This is a genomic window from Phyllobacterium sp. K27, assembly GCF_054796155.1.
This window is the reverse complement of sequence record NZ_CM139240.1, coordinates 543695-563163: the sequence shown is the minus strand read 5'-3', so window position 1 is coordinate 563163 and position 19469 is coordinate 543695. Positions and strand designations below refer to the sequence as shown.

Genomic DNA, 19469 nt, shown 5'->3' with positions numbered 1-19469 from the left:
ATGTCTCAGATTGATAGTTTTAAATGCCGTAAAACCCTCACCGTGGGGAATAAGGAATATGTTTATTTCAGTTTGACCGAAGCCGAAAAGAATGGCTTGGAAGGTATCTCCGCACTTCCATTCTCCATGAAAGTCCTGCTTGAAAACCTGCTACGCTTTGAAGACAACCGCTCTGTTTTCAAGAAAGACATCGAAAACGTCGCCAAATGGCTCGTCGACCGTGGCTCTGCCGGCGCTGAAATTGCCTATCGCCCTGCCCGCGTTCTCATGCAGGATTTCACCGGCGTTCCAGCAGTCGTCGATCTCGCCGCAATGCGCGATGCAATGGTCAATCTCGGCGGCGACCCTGAAAAGATCAATCCGCTCGTTCCCGTCGATCTGGTTATCGACCACTCCGTCATCGTTGACGAATTTGGCAACCCGCAAGCTTTCAAGCGCAATGTTGATCTGGAATATGAGCGCAATGGCGAGCGTTACCGCTTCCTGAAGTGGGGCCAGCAGGCGTTCAAGAACTTCCGCGTTGTTCCACCCGGCACAGGCATCTGCCATCAGGTAAACCTCGAATATCTGGCACAGGGCGTCTGGACCAAGGAAGAAGACGGCGTGACAGTCGCTTACCCTGACACCTGCGTTGGCACCGATTCGCACACCACCATGGTCAATGGTCTTGGTGTTCTCGGTTGGGGTGTTGGCGGCATTGAAGCCGAAGCTTCCATGCTCGGTCAGCCTGTTTCCATGCTTCTGCCAGAAGTCATCGGCTTCCGCCTGACCGGCAAGGTCAAGGAAGGCGTTACGGCAACCGATCTGGTTCTTACCGTTGTCCAGATGCTCCGCAAGAAGGGCGTCGTCGGAAAGTTCGTCGAATTCTTCGGTCCGGGTCTTGATTCCATGACGCTCGCAGACCGCGCCACCATCGGCAATATGGGTCCGGAATATGGCGCAACATGCGGCTTCTTCCCAATTGACAGCGAAACCATCAACTATATGCACATGTCTGGCCGCGACGAGGATCGTTTGGCGCTGGTAGAAGCCTATTCCAAAGCACAGGGCATGTGGCGCGAAGCAGGTGCTGCCGATCCGGTCTTTACTGATACGCTGGAACTGGATCTTGGGACAGTCGTGCCATCCATGGCTGGTCCCAAGCGTCCTGAAGGCCGTATTGCGCTGGAAGGAATTGCATCGGGCTTCCGCGAATCTTTGCAGAAGGAATACAAGAAGACTGAACAGCTCGATGCACGTTATCAGGTCGAGGGCGAGAATTATGATCTGGGCCATGGCGATGTTGCCATTGCCGCCATCACGTCCTGCACCAATACGTCAAATCCAAGTGTTCTGATTGCCGCTGGTCTCCTCGCCCGCAACGCAGTTGCCAAGGGCCTGAAATCCAAGCCTTGGGTCAAGACTTCGCTCGCCCCCGGCTCGCAGGTCGTTGCCGCCTATCTGGAGAGCGCAGGTTTGCAGGTTGAACTCGATAAGCTCGGCTTCAACCTGGTTGGTTTCGGTTGCACGACATGCATTGGCAATTCCGGTCCATTGCCTGCCCCGATCTCCAAGACAATCAATGATAAGGGCCTGATTGCCGCTGCTGTTCTATCCGGCAACCGTAATTTCGAAGGCCGTGTATCGCCGGACGTGCAGGCAAACTATCTTGCCTCGCCACCTCTGGTTGTGGCCTATGCCTTGGCCGGTACGGTTACCAAGGATCTGACAACCGAGCCACTTGGAGAAGATCAAAACGGCAATCCTGTTTTCCTCAAGGATATCTGGCCTTCCAGCCACGAAATCCAGGAATTCATCACCAAGAATGTTACCCGCAAGCTCTTCTCGGCAAAATACGCGGACGTGTTCAAGGGTGATGAGAATTGGCAGAACGTTAAAGTGCCTGCTGGTCAGACCTATGCGTGGGATGACAATTCCACTTATGTGCAGAACCCGCCATATTTTGTTGGCATGGGCAAGACACCGGGTAAAGTCAACGACATCAAGGGTGCGCGGATTCTCGGCCTGTTTGGCGACAAGATCACCACCGACCATATTTCTCCAGCTGGTTCGATCAAGGCAGCTTCACCAGCCGGTCAGTATCTGACCGATCACGGTGTGGCTCCCCTGGACTTCAACCAGTACGGCACACGTCGCGGCAACCATGAAGTTATGATGCGTGGTACTTTTGCCAATATCCGTATCCGCAACCATATGCTCGGTGAAAATGGCCGTGAAGGCGGTTACACTATCCATTATCCGACCAAGGAAGAAATGCCGATCTATGATGCGGCAATGGAATATCGCCGTGAGAACGTGCCGCTGGTGATTTTCGCTGGTGTGGAATATGGCAACGGCTCGTCACGCGACTGGGCTGCGAAGGGTACAAACCTGCTCGGCGTTCGCGCCGTTATCTCCCAGTCTTTCGAGCGTATCCACCGTTCGAACCTTGTCGGTATGGGCATTGTTCCGTTCGTTCTCGAGGATGGCACAAGCTGGCAGTCGCTGGGTCTGAAGGGCGATGAAATCGTCTCCATTGAGGGTCTCGCCACGATCCAGCCGCGGCAGAAAACATTTGCCACGGTGACGTTTGCTGATGGTCAGGTGAAGCAGGTTCCTCTGATCTGCCGCATCGATACCATCGATGAACTGGAATATCTGAAGAATGGCGGCATCCTGCAATACGTTCTGCGCGATCTCGCTGCCTGATTTGGCATCATCTAGTTGAGTTTTGAAGGGCCGCCGGGCGATCGGTGGCCCTTCATCGTTGAGTGGTACAGCATTCGTGATCGAATTCACCTCAAAGTGACTTCCTCTTGAATGAACGGACTCCTATCAATCTTCTGGCAACCAATCTGACAGATAAGATTTAGAAATTTCACCAAGAAAGCCCAATCTTGCTCACGCGCACCACCTCAAAACTCTTGGCCATCGGCCTGCCTCTTCTGGCAGCGATTGCTTATGTGGTACCGGTCTGCGCGGAAGATGCAGGAACGAAGCCGGAAGGTGTCGTTGAGCTTTATACATCGCAAGGTTGCGGATCATGTCCCCCCGCTGATGCCGTTCTCAAAAAACTGGCAACCGAAGGAAAGGTCGTAGCGCTGGCTTTCCATGTCGACTACTGGGATTATCGGGGCTGGACAGACAATCTCGCTTTGCCCGAAAACACTGAGCGCCAGAATGAATACCGCAAGGCCCTTGGCCTGAATGGCGTTTACACGCCACAGGTTATCATTAATGGCCGCGAGCATATGAATGGGCAGGATGAAACGAAGATCCGCCGACGGATTGCGGAGATGCGCGATACTCCCTCCGGACTGACAGTGCCGGTTTCCATTGAAAAGGCTGCAAAAAATCGGCTTCTTATTGACATCGGCTCCGGGCCGGTCACAACAAACCCTGTCCGCGTCGTCCTCGCATATTTCAATCGCGAGAGCATCGTCTCGATACCAAGGGGTGAAAATACCGGGCGCATGGTGAGCTATGCCAATAGCGTGCGTGCCATGGAAACTGTGGGCATGTGGGACGGCAATGCTCAGCAGATCGAGATTCCGGTGAGTGAGCTTGCCAGCAAGAAAGCTTCAGGCTGCGCAGTGCTGTTGCAAGAAATGCTTGGCGAGGGCCAGCCCGGGCCGATAATCGGCGCATCAATCATGGCAGCCAAATAGTTTCAACAAAAACAGGCCGGATAAATCCGGCCTGAGCTATTGGGGCATGTTGCCAATATGCTGAGAACTATTGGACTAATCTGAACAATCCGCTTGGGGCGGGGGGCTTGGGTAATCGAACTGTCCTGATCAAACCGTCTCTGGCAACACCACTGGATGTTCGTTTCGAAATCCGGCGGCAATGCGTAAAGAGTGTGGCGAGAAAGTGTCGCTCAATCACCATTCGCTTCACCTCGTATTGGTTCGTGAGACGACAAATGGTGGAAGCCGTGTCGATAAAAATTGTGCCAGGAGAATCTGCGAGCTTGTAAAATCGGCCGGATGGGGTCACCTTATTGTCATCCAGGTGTCACACGACAAATTCAAAGGCGGTTGATTGATGGACAGCAATGCAGGTGGCGACGATTCGCAGCGTCAGGCGAAACTCATCCCCCTCGTTCGAAACAATGATTTGCCAATCACCTTTAATCGGCGCGAACTCAATCAGATCTTGCGTGTCTATGGGTTTATGGTGTCCGCCGGCGAATGGCGCGACTATGCCATCGACCATCTTTCTGACAGAGCCATATTTTCGGTTTTCCGACGCACCAGCGAAGTCCCGATGTTTCGCATTGAAAAGAACCCCAAGCTGTCGCGCAAGCAGGGCGCCTATAGCGTCATCGCCGCAAGTGGCCTGATTCTTAAACGCGGGCACGAGCTCGATAGGGTCTTGCGCGTTTTCGACAAGACGTTGAGCATCGTGCGCAGCTGATTATTAGAGCCTTATCTTTTTAAGCAGGAAAGGCTCTAAGCGGTGGCTTATCTGGAAGGGTTGCTGCGCCGCCATTCATGTCAAGCTGCATCAGAACCGTATCCAGCCAGCGGCCATGCTTGAAGCCGGAGGCTTCTATCTTGCCGCAATACCGAAAGCCTGCCTTGGTGTGCAGACGGACAGAGGCAGACCCCTCATGACCATCGCCAATAACCGCAAGGAACTGACGGAATCCCAAGGCAGTGCAATCATCAATGAGCCGCTGAATGAGGATTTTGCCCAATCCCTTGCCCTTGGCTTCCGGCGCTATATAGATCGAGTCTTCAACCATCCACCAATAGGCAGGCCGCGCCCGGAAATAGCTGGCATAGGCATAGCCAATCACTTTGCCATCCTGTTCAGCGGCAACATAAGGAAAGCCATCGGAGGTGAGCGTATGAAACCGGTTCGTCATTTCCTGAAGATCAGGCGGGTCGATCTCATAGGTGGCTGTGCCGTGGAGGACGGCATCCCGATAGATGTCAGTGATGGCTTCCAGATCGGCGGGCTGCGCAGGGCGAATATGAATGTCGGACATGGGCTTCGCTTGATGGGTAAATCTTGGCAACTTTCATGCACCTGTTTGTTATGGAATTAAAGGGCTGACACGGCAAATTGGATCAAACATTTCTATGGAAGGCATAAAAAAGGGCAGCTTGGAGCTGCCCTTTTCCATTACTCGTTCCAACGCAAATGCTATTCGCGGTTGCCCAGGAATTGCAGCAGGAACATGAACATATTGATGAAGTCGAGATAGAGACGAAGTGCGCCCATGATTGCCTTGCGGCCATAGGAGTCTGAATCGTCGCCTTCGTAATACATTTCCTTGATCTGCTGGGTATCATAGGCGGTAAGGCCCGCAAACACCAGCACACCGATCGCCGAGATAGCGAATTGCAATGCGCTCGACTGAAGGAAGATATTGACCACCGAAGCAAGCAGGATACCGATTATACCCATGAACAGGAATGAACCGAAACCGGAAAGATCACGCTTGGTTGTATAGCCGTACAGCGAAAGCGCGCCAAACGACGCTGCCGTGATGAAGAACGTCTGAACAATGCTTCCTGAAGTATAGACCAGGAAGATTGAAGAGAGCGACGCGCCCACAAGAGCAGCATAGACCCAGAACGTGGTCTGGGCAGCGGCAACGCTCATCGAGTTAATGCGGAAGCTCAGGAAGAACACTGCAGCCAGCGGCGCGAGCATTACCACCCACTTCAATGGCGATACGAAGAACGTAACGCCGAAGCTGGTCAGCATCTTGCCGTTTGGCAATGTTGCAGCCGCAAGCGACGCATCATTGGTCGTTGTCATATAAACGATTGCGAGTGCGGCAAGACCGGTCACTGCGAGACCGATCGCCATAAGATTGTAGACCTTCAGCATGTAGCTGCGTAGACCTTGATCGATCCCCGCGTCCACACGCACTCCGGCCGTATTCTGGGCCTGGATATTGCGATAGTCAGCCATGGTTTTCCTCATTGCTTCGTCCCGCCCTTGTGTCGGGGACTATCCCCCAGGCGCCGCTGGCGGGACCCCAGCATGCCTTGATAAGAATTATGGTGATTAACCCGCCCTATAACAAGTCCTGTTTTGCTCAAGATTGCGTGCGTAATTGCAAAATAAGCCTTAAACTGTCAAAAATTACATGTTTTTAATCATTTCAAAGGTTTCTGAGCACAGGCGCGGCCTTCTGCCCAAGTATGCGCCATGTCCCCGCAAGTCCAAATCCTACCGTCAGAATCAGGGCCACGGCAACGGTAACGACAGCGACTTCCGGCTGGAATGAGGCTGGCAGCGTCATGACCCGAACGATCACATACCAGGCCGCCAAGCCGCCTGCCAACAGCGCAAATACCGCCGTCGAAAGTCCCAGAAGCACATATTCAAGCGTAAAGGCCTGGATAAGGGTTCGCCGCGTCGCACCAAGCGTTTTCAACACCACTGCATCGTGAATACGTGCCCGGTTCCCTGCTGCCAATGCACCGCCCAAGACCAGTATTGATGCGATCAAGGCAACCGATGCAGCGGCACGAATGGCCACTGCCAATTGTCCTACAAGCTCGTTCGCAATCGTGATGGCGTCCTTGACACGAACTGACGTGACGGCGGGATAGGCACTGGTTACCTCCCGCATGACATTGGCTTCTGCTGCCGTGGTCGCAGTGGGATCTGACAATGTTGCCAACCATGCATGTGGAGCCCCGGTAAAAGTATTGGGCGAGAAGACCATGACAAAGTTGATTGCAAGCGATTCCCATTGTACTTCGCGAAAATTGGCAATGCGCGCCGTCATGTTGCGGCCAAGAACATTAACGGTAACAGTATCACCAATCTTCAGGCCGAGATTACGGCCTTCCTCTGCCGAAAATGACACCAGCGGCTCTCCGCTATAATCCGCGGGCCACCAACTTCCCTCGGTCAGGGTTGAATTCTCCGGCACGTTCTTCGCGTAGGTAATCCCTCTGTCACCACGCAGCACCCACGCACCTTCCGGCGGAATGATCATTTTGGTAATATCAGTGCCGTTGAAAGCCACGATACGGCCACGCAGCATCGGCGCGCTTACAATCTTTCCATTGGGGGCAGATTTCTGCAGTAAATCCTTGAACTGATCTATTTCCCTGCTTTGGATATCCACGAAGAAGAAGTTTGGTGCCTTTTCAGGCAGATTGCCGGCCAATTGCTGTCTGAGGCTGCCATCAATCAAAGCAAGGGAAACAAGCAGGGTCAGACCGAGACCAAGCGACAAAACCACAGAGGGCGTTAACGCGCCAGGTCGGTGAATATTGCCAATAGCCAGACGAAGCGCTGTCGAAGAAACGCGAGGCGCACGGCGCGCCAACCATTGGACGAGGCTGGAAACGGCACGCAAGATCACAAACGAAACAGCAACGGCACCCACGAACACAATTGCAATACGCCGGTCATAGGCGAAATAGATTGCCAGCAGACAAAGCGCTCCAATCAGCGCGACAGCAATGCCAATATAGGCGGGTTTTGGCCAGCCGCGCTGGTCGAAACCCTGCTCGCGGAACAAGGCTGTGGCTGGAACGTCGCGCGCGCGCCCTAAAGGCAGGATTGCAAAGGCCAGCGTAGTCAAAAGGCCGAACAGGGCAGCCCAGAGCAATGCGCCTGGATAAAAACCGCCCGATCCTGCAATGGGAAGAACGTTTTGCAGTGCATAGGCTGCCAGATAGGGAATAGCAGCGGCTGCAATCAGACCTATCAGAATGCCGACAATGGCGAGGATGACGATCTGAAAGAGATAGACTGCAATAACGAACCATCCCGGCGCGCCCAGTGATTTGAAGGTTGCGATAACGCCGCGCTTGCCATCAAGGTAGGATCGAACGGCATTGGCCACTCCAACACCGCCAACGACGAGGGCGGTCAATCCGACCAGTGTCAGGAACTGTGAGAAGCGTTCAATATTGGCGCTGAGCGAGGGGGCGGCATTGGTGCGGCTGCGAATGGTCCAACCGGCCTGCGGGAACTTTTCTTGTGCTTCATTGCGAATGAGCGTGATAGCCTGCTCGCTGGAGCCTGCCGGGAGCGAAATTTTGTAATTGTGATCGACGAGACTACCGGGCTGGACAAGTCCTGCGGCACCAAGTCCTTCAAGCGACACCATGAAACGTGGTGCAAAACCGAAGCCGTCGGAAAGTGCATCCGGCTCATTCACGATGACGGAGCGAACTTCAAAACTTGCCGAGCCGAGAAGAATGCGGTCGCCGAGCTTCAAACGCAGTCGTTCAAGAAATATCTCTGCAACCGCCACACCATAAGCACCGTCTTTTTCGCCGAAGAGCGCCTGATGATCAAGTTTTGGAGCCGTTTCCAATTTTCCATTCAAAGGATAGGAGTCGTCAACCGCCTTGACTTCCACCAGCGACTGGTCGCTGCCATCGGGAAGCCGGGCCATGGAGCGCATATTGGCGCTCACCGCCACTTTGCCTTTGCTTTCGAGGAAGGTCCGTTCTCCGGTAGTAACTTCGCGCTGGTTAAGCTGGAAGCGAATATCGCCGCCGAGAATACTCTGGCCTTGGATTGAGATTCCCGCATTCACCGAATTGGCAACCGAGTTCACACCGCCAATCGCAGCGACCCCGAGTGCGATACAGGCGAGGAATATATAGAATCCTGACAGGCCGCCGCGCATTTCCCGCAGCGCAAATCGCAAAGCCAGTTTCAACGTTGGGCCCGAACCAAATGGTGAACTGCTCATGCGGTTTTTGCCAATGCAGATGCGCCTTCATCCGACTCGATCAGGCCTGAGCGGACGCGAATTTCCCGGTCGCAGCGCGCAGCCAAGCTGGTATCATGGGTGACAAGCACCAAGGTAATGCCCAACTCGCGCTGTTTTTCAAAAAGAAGATCGGTGATTTGCCGCCCTGTGGTCGTATCGAGATTTCCGGTTGGTTCATCGGCAATCAGGATTTTGGGCGACGGTGCAAGAGCTCTGGCAATAGCCACGCGCTGTTGTTCCCCGCCGGAAAGTTCACCCGGATAATGGGTGACGCGATCAGCCAGACCCACGGCTGAAAGCATGCGTTCTGCAATGACAAAAGCGCCTGGCTTTCCGGCCAACTCCAAGGGAACCGCCACATTTTCCAGTGCTGTCATATTTGGGATCAGATGAAATGACTGGAAAACAATACCAATATTCTGGCCGCGAAATGCCGCTGTCGCATCCTCGCTCAATGTTTCAAGCCTTGTGCCTGATATCTGAACCGAGCCGGAGTCCACATGCTCAAGTCCGGCCAAAACCATTAAAAGGGTAGATTTTCCTGACCCTGACGGCCCGACAATCCCAACGGATTGGCCCGCATCTATATCGAGAGAAATGCCTTTGAGGACATGCACTGCAGAAGCACCGGTGCCGAGTGTCAACTCAATGTGATCGAGCTTGATAACGGATTTCGTCACGAAAAGACTTCCTTTGCGATATGGTCCACACAACATGCAATGCAGTTGATCTGATATGGGTGTCCCGAAATGATATTCAAACCATTGATAAGAATTGTTGTTTTTCTTAGTCTTGTTGCCCTGCCTGTTTCGACTTTGGCCAATCAAAATACCGTGTCCGGACAACCGCTGTCCGTTGTGGGCTTTGGTGACAGCCTGATGTCGGGATTTGAACTACCTGTTCAAGACTCATTTCCGGCCCAGCTGGAAAGGGCACTGAAGGATGAGGGCATTAACGTCACAGTCGCAAATGCCGGCGTGGCGGGTGAGACAACAACTGATGCCGTGAGCAGGCTGGATTGGTCCGTGCCGGAAGGCACCGATCTGGTTATTCTGGAATTCGGCGCAAATGACGCGCTTCGGGGTCTTTCCCCCGAAATAAGCGAAAAGAACCTTTCCGAAATCATCGAGAAGCTGCAACAGCGCAAGGTCCAAATCATTCTGGCTGGAATGCTTGCTCCCCCGAATATGGGTAGTGATTACGAGGAAAGGTTCAACGCGATTTTTCCGCGATTGGCTCAGAAATATGATGTCCCGCTCTATCCTTTCTTCATGGAAGGTGTAGCGGCACAAAAGCCATTGCAGCTGGAAGACGGCATGCACCCAAATACGGAAGGTGTTGCTAAAATGGTGGACGGGTTTTTACCGATCATCAAAAAGACAATAGCTGGCAACACATCACTGACGAATAAAGCCACTGGCTCCAACGTATCGCAATAGAGCACAGCCTCGCTATACCGTGTCCAATTTGTCGCGCAGGGCAATAATATGTGAACTATGGCTTGCCCCCGGACAGGTTCGATGATTCTCTAGGGGTACAACTCGATTCGGGGAGGATGCCTTATGCCGCGTCTCTTTACTGCCCTCGAAATTCCGCGCGACGCCGCACTTTCGCTGTCGTTGTTGCGCGGCGGACTCCCTGGAGCCCGATGGATCGATGTCGAAAACTATCACATCACATTGCGTTTTATCGGGGATGTCGAAGGTCATGTTGCCGACGAAGTGGCGAACGCACTTGACCGTATAAGGCGCCCGGAGTTCACGCTTCGCCTTTCAGGTGTTAAGGCCTTTGGCTCCAAGAAGCCGCACAGTGTGGTTGCCTCTGTCGCGCCTTCGCCCGATATTCAGGCCCTGCAAGCTGAAATAGAGCGCATCTGCCAACGCCTGATGCTCGGTCCTGATCCCCGGAAGTTTACCCCTCACGTTTCGCTGGCGCGGCTACGCAATGTCCGTAACGAGGAAATTGCCCATTACCTCTCCTCGCGGGGAAATTTCTCCACGGCGCCCTTTTCTGTGGGGCGTTTTGTGCTGATGTCATCACGCGATTCAGTTGGCGGTGGACCCTATATTGTCGAGGAGGCCTGGCCTCTTGAGTCACGCCGGTCCTCTTATCAAAATCTCGCAGAAAGACCTTTTGAAGCGGCAAGGATCATCCGGTAGATCGTTTCGAAATCAGTATCTGTGCCGTAATAAGGGTCAGGGATTTGCTTGGCATCGCCGAGAGCGATCTCATAAAACAGTCCCGTCTGCGCGGAGGCGCCAGCGGGACGGCGCTTCTCGATAGCAGTCATGTTCATTCTGTCCATGCCGACAATCAGGTCAAAGCGGTGAAAGTCATCTGCCGTCAGCTGCCTGCATTGTTGACCGGCAATATCGATACCATATCGCCCAGCTACTTTGATTGATCTCGCATCCGGAGCTTCGCCGGTGTGATAACCATTGGTTCCTGCCGAATCGATCAAAATTCCCGCTGCCTTGCCTCCTGCTTCCAGCACAGATCTGAATACGCCTTCTGCTAATGGCGACCGGCAAATATTGCCAAGACATACAAAAAGGACAGACCGAAACGGCAAAGTTTTCATTGTCGCACCATAATCTGAAATGTGGCTTTGACGATCTCGCTTACCAAAGAATTCACACCATTGTGAGCGAAACTCTTGCACCATCCCTTCTTCCTTCCCATGTTCTTGCAGAATAACTCGAAGGAAAAGGAATGGACGAGATCAAGATCGGTGAAATTCTGGAGCCTGGCAGCGCCCATCAGCAGCGCTCACGTGAGGAGCGTGTTCGCGCGTCTTTCTGGAAAACCGTGCGTAAGGCTGCAAAGAACATTCCATTTCTCGACGAAGTGGTCGCTGGTTATTTTTGTGCACTTGATCCCGCCACCCCCACGAAAGTTCGCGGTATATTGCTGGCGTCACTGGCATATTTTGTCCTGCCGCTGGATTTCATTCCGGACTTCATTCTTGGTCTCGGCTTCACCGACGATGTGGCCGTCATGATGGCCGCATTAAGCGCTATCCGCACCAACATCACTCCGGCACATCGGGCCGCTGCACGACAGGCGATCGCGGATCTGGATACAGACAAGAAAGACTGATCGACATCACAAGACTGTGAAGAGCCTGAATGCCAAAGTCTCGCCGCTTTTATTTGGCTGGTGTTAGCGCATCGGACTTGAATGAGGCTATGACCTTTCTGGCTCTAAAAATTGCTTTTTTGACCTGTCTTCACCGTTTGGTAACCCAGATTAAGCCAAATTAAGACAAGCGAACTGGACAATGCGGCATCCGGATTACATTTCGGACCATTGCCGGTTCATGAGTTATGAAGTGCACAATAAAACTGGTAGGTAAAATGTTTGGAAAATCGATCGTAGCAACCTCTGTGCTCATGCTTGGGCTGGTGGGGACAGCTTTTGCCCAGACCCCGAGTCAGATCAGCCAGTTTAACGCATGGGGTGCCTATAGCTATCAGCAGGGTAAGGGTAAGGTCTGCTACGTTTTGTCTGTTCCGGTCGATAAACAACCAGCGCAAGTTGATCATGGCGACAATTTCTTCATGGTAAGCCAGAAGCCTGGCCAGAATGTCAGCTTCGAGCCTCAATTCAAAGCCGGCTACGATTTGCAGGAAAATTCAAAAGTCTTGGTCAAGATTGACCAGCGCACCTTTTCCATGTTCACCAATGGCAGCCATGGCTGGATGGAAAATGCAGCGGAAGAGCCGCAGCTTGTTGCCGCCCTGCGGGCGGGTCAGAAAATGACAATCAATGCTGTTTCCAAGCGTGGCACGAAGACAAGTTACGCCTATTCACTCAAAGGCGTTACGGCAGCCCTCAAGGCGATTTCTACCTGTAATTGATCCGGGCACCTCAATTCGATTTCAAGCAATGGCCCTGCTTGGAGCCAGACCAGGCGGGTCATTTTGCGTGCATAGGTGACGTGGCCGCCGGAACGTGGTATGAGCCCCGCTTCCGTTAAGAACGTTAGAAAAACCCATGTCCGTATCGCTTGACCTGACACATCCTGTTGCCCGGGATAAATCCCGTGATGCCGTTCGCGCGCCGATTGCTGAAAAGCCATCGCTAATCGGCCTGACGCGCCCCGAAATTGCCGAGGCACTCATTGCGGTCGGTGTCCCCGAACGTCAAGTTAAAATGCGCGTGGCGCAGGTCTGGCATTGGCTGTATGTTCGCGGTGTTTCACATTTCGATGACATGCAGAATATTTCGCGCGAGATGCGTGATTTATTGGATAAAAACTTCAACATTGCCCGACCTGAGATCGTGGAAGAGCAAATTTCCAATGACGGCACGCGCAAATGGCTATTCCGGTTTCCGCCGCGTGGTGCCGGCCGGCCTGTAGAGATCGAGACGGTTTATATTCCGGAAGAAGGGCGAGGCACTCTTTGCATTTCCAGCCAGGTGGGCTGCACACTCACCTGCTCGTTCTGCCACACCGGCACACAGAAGCTTGTGCGAAATTTGACCGCCGAAGAAATTCTGTCGCAGCTTCTGGTGGCGCGTGATCGTCTTGGTGATTTTCCGGATCGTAACACACCAGATGGTACAATGGTCCCGGCAGAGGGCCGCAAAGTATCCAACATCGTCATGATGGGTATGGGTGAGCCGCTTTATAACTTCGAGAACGTCAAGAAGGCACTGCTGATCGCTGCCGATGATGCGGGTCTTTCACTATCCCGTCGGCGTATTACTCTTTCGACATCCGGCGTCGTGCCAGAAATTTACCGTGCGGGTGAAGAGATTGGCGTGATGCTTGCAATCTCGCTGCATGCGGTGACTGACGATCTTCGTGACATGCTGGTGCCGATTAACAAGAAATATCCTCTTAAGGAATTGCTCGCGGCTTGCCGCGCCTATCCGAGCCTGTCCAATTCAAAACGCATTACGTTCGAATATGTCATGCTTAAGGGCGTGAATGACTCGCTTGATGATGCGAAGGAACTGGTGAGAATGCTCAAGGGCATTCCGGCCAAGATCAATCTGATCCCCTTCAACCCTTGGCCCGGTGTCAATTATCAATGTTCCGATTGGGAGCAGATAGAGAAATTTGCCGATTATGTGAACGCGGCTGGCTATGCATCGCCTATCCGTACACCGCGCGGCCGGGATATTCTTGCCGCATGCGGCCAGCTTAAATCGGAGTCGGAACGTATGAAGAAGACAGAGCGTCTGGCATTTGAAGCGGCAATGATTGCCGGCCACGGCGAAGACTGAACCGGCGTGCTGTATCTCGCGCGCTTTACGCTGATCGTGACTGGATTTGTTTGCGCTGTCTTTGCCGCGTCGCTGTTTCTGAATATGCTCCTTGTCGGCAGCACAGAATGGCTGGGAGGCGAAGGGCCGTTTCTTTATCTGACGATACCGGCTTTTGCATCCGCGATTGGCTATAGTATATTCATTCCGGCGGCTGTTATCATAATCTATGCTGAACTGACCGCATGGCGCGACTGGCTATTCTACACGCTCGGCGGCGCAGCAACGGCAGTAGTCATTATCGTCTGGAAATGGCGCCCGCAAACTGAAGATATCAGCACCTTTGCCGCAATACTGGCAACGGGCATCGTTGGCGGCTTTGTCTATTGGATGATTTCCGGCCGTAGCGCTGGTATCATTGCGCCACGCCCGACAAATCTGCCCTGAGTCACTTTGCCTGTGCGAGCAGTATCTTGGCGGCAAACGCCGAGAACACCCCGGCAAACAGCCAATCCGTAATACGTGTCACGGTCGGGTTTTTCCTCAGCAACATTGAAAACCTGTCAGCCGCAATGATCATTGGCGCAACCACCGGCAAGGATAGCGGTATGAAAAGCACGCCAAGAAAAAACAGCTTGCCCGGCGCATGCGGATCGCTGGCGGAAACGAACTGCGGCAGGAACGTCATGAAGAAAAGGATGATCTTTGGGTTGAGAAGATTGATACCCAATCCTGTCAACCAGTTCTGAAACAATGTGTGAGCTTGGTTGGTCTTCTTCTCCGGAGAGAATGCCGAGCCATAGCGGATTGCCTGATAAGCCAGCCACATCAAATAACCAGCGCCTACGACCTTGAGTGCAAGAAATGCGGATGGCGAAGCGACGATCAGTGCTGAGAGACCAATGGCCACCATGGTCGTGTGGATAACGATACCAGTGCAGGCTCCTGCCAGACAGGCAAAACCAGCAGCCTTGCCTTCGGACAGTGACCGCCCGACAAATAATGTCATATCCGGTCCCGGAGTAATCGAAAGCACAAAAGTGGCAACGATGAATTGCAGTATAATCGGCCAATCGGGAATGAAGGTCATCAGAGGCTCCGGGAAAAACTCGGCGGAAGCTAACGCGAAAAACAGCTTCACGCCATACGTATTTGCATCTCATCCTCTTTTAGCTGCGCTTGCCAATAGCGGCGCAAATGCTACAAGACCCCAACTGAAATTTCAGGATTGCGACGGCAATCAACAGACAGGATACATGCAATGAACAAATGGAAAGACGTCAAGAAAGTCGTGCTGGCCTATTCGGGTGGGTTGGATACATCAATCATCCTGAAATGGCTACAAACGGAACTTGGCGCAGAGGTCGTTACCTTCACTGCCGATCTTGGGCAAGGCGAAGAACTGGAGCCGGCACGCAAAAAGGCCGAAATGCTCGGCATCAAGGAAATTTACATTGAAGATGTGCGTGAAGAATTTGTTCGCGACTTTGTTTTCCCGATGTTCCGCGCCAATGCCGTCTATGAAGGCGTTTACCTGCTTGGGACGTCGATAGCCCGCCCGCTCATCTCCAAGCACCTCGTTGAAATCGCTGCCCGCACTGGTGCAGACGCAATTGCGCATGGTGCAACGGGCAAAGGCAATGATCAGGTTCGTTTCGAGCTTTCCGCCTATGCACTCAATCCTGACATCAAAGTCATTGCGCCTTGGCGCGACTGGACATTCAAGTCCCGTACAGACCTTTTGGAATTTGCGCGCGAACACCAGATCCCAATCGCCAAAGACAAACTTGGCGAAGCGCCATTCTCCGTGGACGCCAATCTCCTGCATTCTTCCTCGGAAGGCAAAGTGTTGGAAGACCCATGGCAGGAAGCACCCGAATATGTGCACCAGCGCACCATCTCACCCATGGAAGCGCCCGATAAAGTCACAGAAATCGAGATCGCTTTCGAGAAGGGCGATGCAATCGCTATTGATGGCAAGCCGCTTTCACCTGCCACACTGCTGAAGACCCTCAATGATCTTGGCCGCGACAATGGTATCGGTCGCCTTGATCTGGTTGAGAACCGTTTCGTTGGCATGAAATCGCGCGGCGTTTACGAAACGCCGGGGGGCACCATCCTGCTTGCCGCACATCGTGCGGTGGAATCAATTACGCTCGACCGCGGTGCCGCCCATCTCAAAGATGAGTTCATGCCGCGCTATGCCGAGCTGATCTATAATGGCTTCTGGTATTCGCCCGAGCGTGAAATGTTGCAGGCCATGATCGACAAGAGCCAGGAAGATGTGGAAGGCAGTGTTCGTCTGAAACTCTACAAGGGCAACGTCATGGTTTCAGGCCGCAAGTCGAACAAATCGCTCTACTCTGACGCTCTCGTAACATTCGAAGACGATCGCGGCGCTTATGACCAGAAGGATGCAGCAGGCTTTATCCGCCTCAATGCCTTGCGGTTGCGCACCTTGGCTGCCCGCAAACGGAACAGCTAGAGACTATAGACGGCGGGCTGGTCCCGCCGTTTTCATTTCGCCGCTTGTGACCATCACAGCGGCACCCTAGATGATAGAACACAATCCAGCCCACACGATGGAGTTCCCATGTCCTCTGCCAAACCAGCCATCAACACTGCATTGACGAACTGGACAGGGCCTCTTGGTCTGCCGGACTTCACAGCCTTCAACGATCAGGATTTTGACGCGGCATTTGACGTGGCGCTAGCAGATGATCTTGCAGACATCGAAGCAATTATCAGCCATCATGAAGCGCCGACCATTGACAATACCCTGAAAGCTTTACAGCTTTCCGGTGAGATGTTGGATCGCGTGTCATCCATTTTCTGGACGCTGGCTGGCGCAAACACCAATGACACAATTCAGGCATTCGAGCGGTCCATTGCTCCGAAACTGTCGCGCCATTCATCCTCTATCATGATGAATCCGCATTTATTTGCCCGTATCGACTCCCTCTATGAGCAGCGCGACCTTCTGGGGCTTGATGCCGAAACAGATCGTGTTCTGGAAAAGATCTGGAAAAGTTTTGTGCGTAGCGGGGCCCGGTTGGATGAGCAGGGTAAGGCGCGTCTTGCAGATATCAACGAGAAGCTTGCCAGTCTCGGAGCGCAATTTGATCAGAACGTCCTCAAGGATGAGTCTGATTGGGCTTTGTTTATCACGGACGAAGCTGATTTGGCGGGCGTACCGGATTTCGTACGGGATGCAATGCGCGGTGCAGCTGAAGAGCGCAAGCAAACAGGTGCTTGGGCCGTTACATTGTCACGTGAAATTATCGAGCCATTTCTGTCATTCGCAGAGAATCGCGACTTGCGTGAAAAAGCTTTCCGGGCTTGGGCGGCACGGGGCGAGAATGGCGGTGATACCGACAATGTTGCCATCGTCGCGCAGACAGTGGCCCTCAGATCGGAGAAGGCCAAACTTCTCGGTTATAAAAGTTTTGCCGCATACAAGCTCGACAACACCATGGCAAAAACGCCCAAGGCCGTAATGGATCTTTTGGAGCCTGTCTGGCAGAAGGCGAAAGCGCGTGCCAGCGAAGAAGAAGGCGATCTGCAGCAGTTGATCACCAACGAGGGCCGCAATCACAAGGTTGCGCCGTGGGACTGGCGTTTTTATACAGAAAAGCTGCGTAGCGAACGTTTTGCTTTCGATGAAGCCGAGTTGAAGCCATATTTGCAGCTCGAGAAAATTATCGAAGCCTGTTTCGATGTAGCAACGCGTCTGTTCGGTATTACCATCAAGGAACAAACCGGCATTGCCACCTGGCATCCAGATGTCAGGGCCTGGGAAGTATTCAATTCTGATGGAACCGAATGCGGGGTATTTCTTGGCGACTATTTCAACCGCCAGTCGAAGCATTCCGGCGCATGGATGGGTGCATTGCAGTCACAGCACAAGCTGGGCCATGTGCAAAAGCCGATCATCTATAATGTAATGAACTTCGCCAAGCCGCTGAAAGGCGAGCCAGCCCTGCTCTCGCTGGATGGTGCACGCACCCTCTTTCACGAATTTGGCCATGCTTTGCACGGGCTGCTGTCAGACGTTACTTGGCCTGCAGTTTCAGGCACATCAGTGTCACGGGATTTCGTCGAGCTTCCATCCCAGCTTTATGAGCACTGGCTAACGGTACCATCAATCCTCGAAAAATACGCGGTTCACTACCGTACAGGCGAGCCAATGCCAAAAACCTTGCTCGACAAGGTACTGGCCGCAGATACTTTCAATGCTGGTTTCAAAACGGTCGAATTTACCTCATCTGCCCTGGTTGATATGGCATTCCATGCGGATGGCATGCCATCCGAAGATCCCATCCAGTTCGAAGCGACCACTCTGCGGCAGCTGGATATGCCCGATGCAATTATCATGCGCCATCGCACGCCGCATTTTAAGCATGTGTTCTCCGGTGATGGTTATTCTGCCGGATACTATTCTTACCTGTGGTCGGAAGTTCTCGATGCTGACGCGTTCAAGGCCTTTGAGGAGACCGGTGACACATTCAACGGCGCCCTCGCCGCGAAGCTGAAGAAATACATCTATTCGGCTGGCGGTAGCAAAGACCCCGAAGAGCTTTACAAGGCTTTCCGGGGTAAAATGCCCACGCCCGATGCAATGATCGACAAGCGTGGGCTGTAAGCGGTTGTAATCAGGATTTGGCAAAAGCCAGAAGATCGGCGTTCAACTTGTCCTTATGTGTCGTCGCAAGCCCATGCGGCGCACCGGCATAAACGTTCAAGGTGGCGTTTTTCACCAGCTTGACGGCTTTGCGGGCAGCGTCATCAATCGGTACGATCTGGTCATCATCGCCATGGATGAAGAGTGTAGGTACGTCGAACTTCTTCAGATCTTCGGTAAAATCCGTCTCAGAAAATGCCTTGATGCAGAAATATGAGGCTGGCATTCCGGCCATCATGCCCTGCAACCAGAAGGCATTTCTTATGCCTTCGGATTCTTTCGCACCAGCGCGATTGTAGCCATAGAATGGCAGTGACAGATCTTTGAAGAACTGCGACCGGTCTGCAATCACGCCATCACGAATGCCATTAAAAACATCGATAGGCAGGCCTTCGGGGTTTGCCGCGGTTTTCAGCATCAGCGGCGGCACCGCACCCACAAGCACTGCCTTGGCGACACGCCTTGTGCCGTGGCGACCGATATAACGGGCGACTTCGCCGCCACCTGTCGAATGACCAACCATGATTGCATCTTTAAGATCGAGTTTCTCAAACAGCTCGGCCAGATCATCTGCATAGGTATCCATGTCATTGCCATTCCAAGGCTGGCTGGAACGCCCATGACCGCGACGGTCATGGGCAATCACACGGTAGCCCTTCGAAGCAAGGAAGAACATCTGATCTTCCCAGGCATCCGATGTCAGCGGCCAGCCATGGCTGAACACGACCGGCTGTCCCTTGCCCCAATCCTTGTAATAGATTTCTGTACCATCCTTGGTTGTGATCGTGGTCATTGTTCTGTGTCCTTTCACTGGCAGGTTGGATTTATCGGCCGCCATCGCGGGGAGAGAGGGGAGACTGAGAGCAGCTGCCGCTCCGATACCCG

General features: G+C 53.2%; 18 protein-coding genes. 11 read left to right on the top strand and 7 right to left on the bottom strand.

The features are described from left to right. The 3 genes from acnA (at position 1) to ACYJL1_RS02685 (ending at position 4398) form a co-directional block, all read left to right on the top strand. Positions 1-2688: an aconitate hydratase AcnA gene (acnA, locus tag ACYJL1_RS02695; protein ID WP_460896909.1), complete on the top strand. Its 2688-nt coding sequence runs from the start codon at positions 1-3 to the stop codon at positions 2686-2688. Between the two features lie 188 nt (positions 2689-2876). After that, complete coding sequence (locus ACYJL1_RS02690; protein WP_460896908.1) at positions 2877-3647, top strand: DUF1223 domain-containing protein; 771 nt, start codon at positions 2877-2879, stop codon at positions 3645-3647. 379 nt (positions 3648-4026) lie between these two features. Then, positions 4027-4398 (top strand): DUF2794 domain-containing protein, encoded by a 372-nt coding sequence (locus tag ACYJL1_RS02685; RefSeq protein WP_460896907.1) that lies wholly within the window; start codon positions 4027-4029, stop codon positions 4396-4398. Positions 4399-4417: 19 nt separating this feature from the next. Here ACYJL1_RS02685 and ACYJL1_RS02680 read toward each other — a convergent pair whose 3' ends face one another. The 4 genes from ACYJL1_RS02680 to ACYJL1_RS02665 all read right to left on the bottom strand — a co-directional run bounded on the left by ACYJL1_RS02680 (position 4418) and on the right by ACYJL1_RS02665 (position 9369). Then, positions 4418-4975: a GNAT family N-acetyltransferase gene (locus ACYJL1_RS02680; protein WP_460896906.1), complete on the bottom strand. Its 558-nt coding sequence runs from the start codon at positions 4973-4975 to the stop codon at positions 4418-4420. A 158-nt stretch (positions 4976-5133) separates the two neighbouring features. Further along, on the bottom strand, positions 5134-5910 hold the full coding sequence (locus ACYJL1_RS02675; RefSeq protein ID WP_460896905.1) for a Bax inhibitor-1/YccA family protein: 777 nt from the start codon (positions 5908-5910) through the stop codon (positions 5134-5136). A gap of 193 nt (positions 5911-6103) precedes the next feature. Continuing rightward, positions 6104-8668, bottom strand: a complete 2565-nt coding sequence (locus ACYJL1_RS02670) for an ABC transporter permease (protein ID WP_460896904.1) — start codon at positions 8666-8668, stop codon at positions 6104-6106. Next, a complete protein-coding gene (locus ACYJL1_RS02665; protein WP_460896903.1) occupies positions 8665-9369 on the bottom strand; it encodes an ABC transporter ATP-binding protein in 705 nt (234 codons plus the stop codon). The genes ACYJL1_RS02670 and ACYJL1_RS02665 overlap by 4 nt, the downstream gene beginning before the upstream one ends. A gap of 69 nt (positions 9370-9438) precedes the next feature. Here ACYJL1_RS02665 and ACYJL1_RS02660 point away from each other — a divergent pair, with 69 nt between their 5' ends. Together ACYJL1_RS02660 and thpR are read left to right on the top strand one after the other, a co-directional pair. Beyond that, positions 9439-10128, top strand: coding sequence for an arylesterase (locus tag ACYJL1_RS02660; RefSeq protein ID WP_460896902.1), 690 nt, complete (start codon positions 9439-9441; stop codon positions 10126-10128). Between the two features lie 123 nt (positions 10129-10251). Next, positions 10252-10848, top strand: a complete 597-nt coding sequence (gene thpR, locus ACYJL1_RS02655; RefSeq protein WP_460896901.1) for an RNA 2',3'-cyclic phosphodiesterase — start codon at positions 10252-10254, stop codon at positions 10846-10848. Here thpR and ACYJL1_RS02650 read toward each other — a convergent pair. Then, complete coding sequence (locus tag ACYJL1_RS02650; protein WP_460896900.1) at positions 10800-11270, bottom strand: low molecular weight protein-tyrosine-phosphatase; 471 nt, start codon at positions 11268-11270, stop codon at positions 10800-10802. The genes thpR and ACYJL1_RS02650 overlap by 49 nt on opposite strands. A 131-nt stretch (positions 11271-11401) precedes the next feature. Here ACYJL1_RS02650 and ACYJL1_RS02645 point away from each other — a divergent pair, with 131 nt between their 5' ends. From ACYJL1_RS02645 to ACYJL1_RS02630, 4 genes are all read left to right on the top strand, one after another. Next, a complete protein-coding gene (locus ACYJL1_RS02645; RefSeq protein WP_460896899.1) occupies positions 11402-11788 on the top strand; it encodes a YkvA family protein in 387 nt (128 codons plus the stop codon). A 257-nt stretch (positions 11789-12045) separates the two neighbouring features. Then, entirely contained in the window at positions 12046-12549 is a 504-nt protein-coding gene (locus ACYJL1_RS02640; protein WP_460896898.1) for an invasion associated locus B family protein, read from the top strand. Positions 12550-12685: 136 nt separating this feature from the next. Next, the gene (gene rlmN / locus ACYJL1_RS02635; RefSeq protein ID WP_460896897.1) at positions 12686-13924 is read left to right on the top strand and encodes a dual-specificity RNA methyltransferase RlmN; all 1239 of its coding nucleotides are present in this window, start codon (positions 12686-12688) and stop codon (positions 13922-13924) included. A gap of 6 nt (positions 13925-13930) precedes the next feature. Next, a complete protein-coding gene (locus ACYJL1_RS02630) occupies positions 13931-14350 on the top strand; it encodes a hypothetical protein (RefSeq protein WP_460896896.1) in 420 nt (139 codons plus the stop codon). A gap of 1 nt (position 14351) precedes the next feature. On the opposite strand, the gene ACYJL1_RS02625 is transcribed toward ACYJL1_RS02630, so the two are convergent. Then, entirely contained in the window at positions 14352-14993 is a 642-nt protein-coding gene (locus ACYJL1_RS02625; RefSeq protein WP_460896895.1) for a LysE family translocator, read from the bottom strand. Between the two features lie 171 nt (positions 14994-15164). Here ACYJL1_RS02625 and ACYJL1_RS02620 point away from each other — a divergent pair, with 171 nt between their 5' ends. Together ACYJL1_RS02620 and ACYJL1_RS02615 are read left to right on the top strand one after the other, a co-directional pair. Then, positions 15165-16388: an argininosuccinate synthase gene (locus tag ACYJL1_RS02620; RefSeq protein WP_460896894.1), complete on the top strand. Its 1224-nt coding sequence runs from the start codon at positions 15165-15167 to the stop codon at positions 16386-16388. Positions 16389-16496: 108 nt separating this feature from the next. Further along, positions 16497-18545: a M3 family metallopeptidase gene (locus ACYJL1_RS02615; RefSeq protein ID WP_460896893.1), complete on the top strand. Its 2049-nt coding sequence runs from the start codon at positions 16497-16499 to the stop codon at positions 18543-18545. A gap of 10 nt (positions 18546-18555) precedes the next feature. Here ACYJL1_RS02615 and ACYJL1_RS02610 read toward each other — a convergent pair whose 3' ends face one another. Next, complete coding sequence (locus ACYJL1_RS02610) at positions 18556-19377, bottom strand: alpha/beta fold hydrolase (RefSeq protein WP_460896892.1); 822 nt, start codon at positions 19375-19377, stop codon at positions 18556-18558. Positions 19378-19469: the final 92 nt, after the last annotated feature.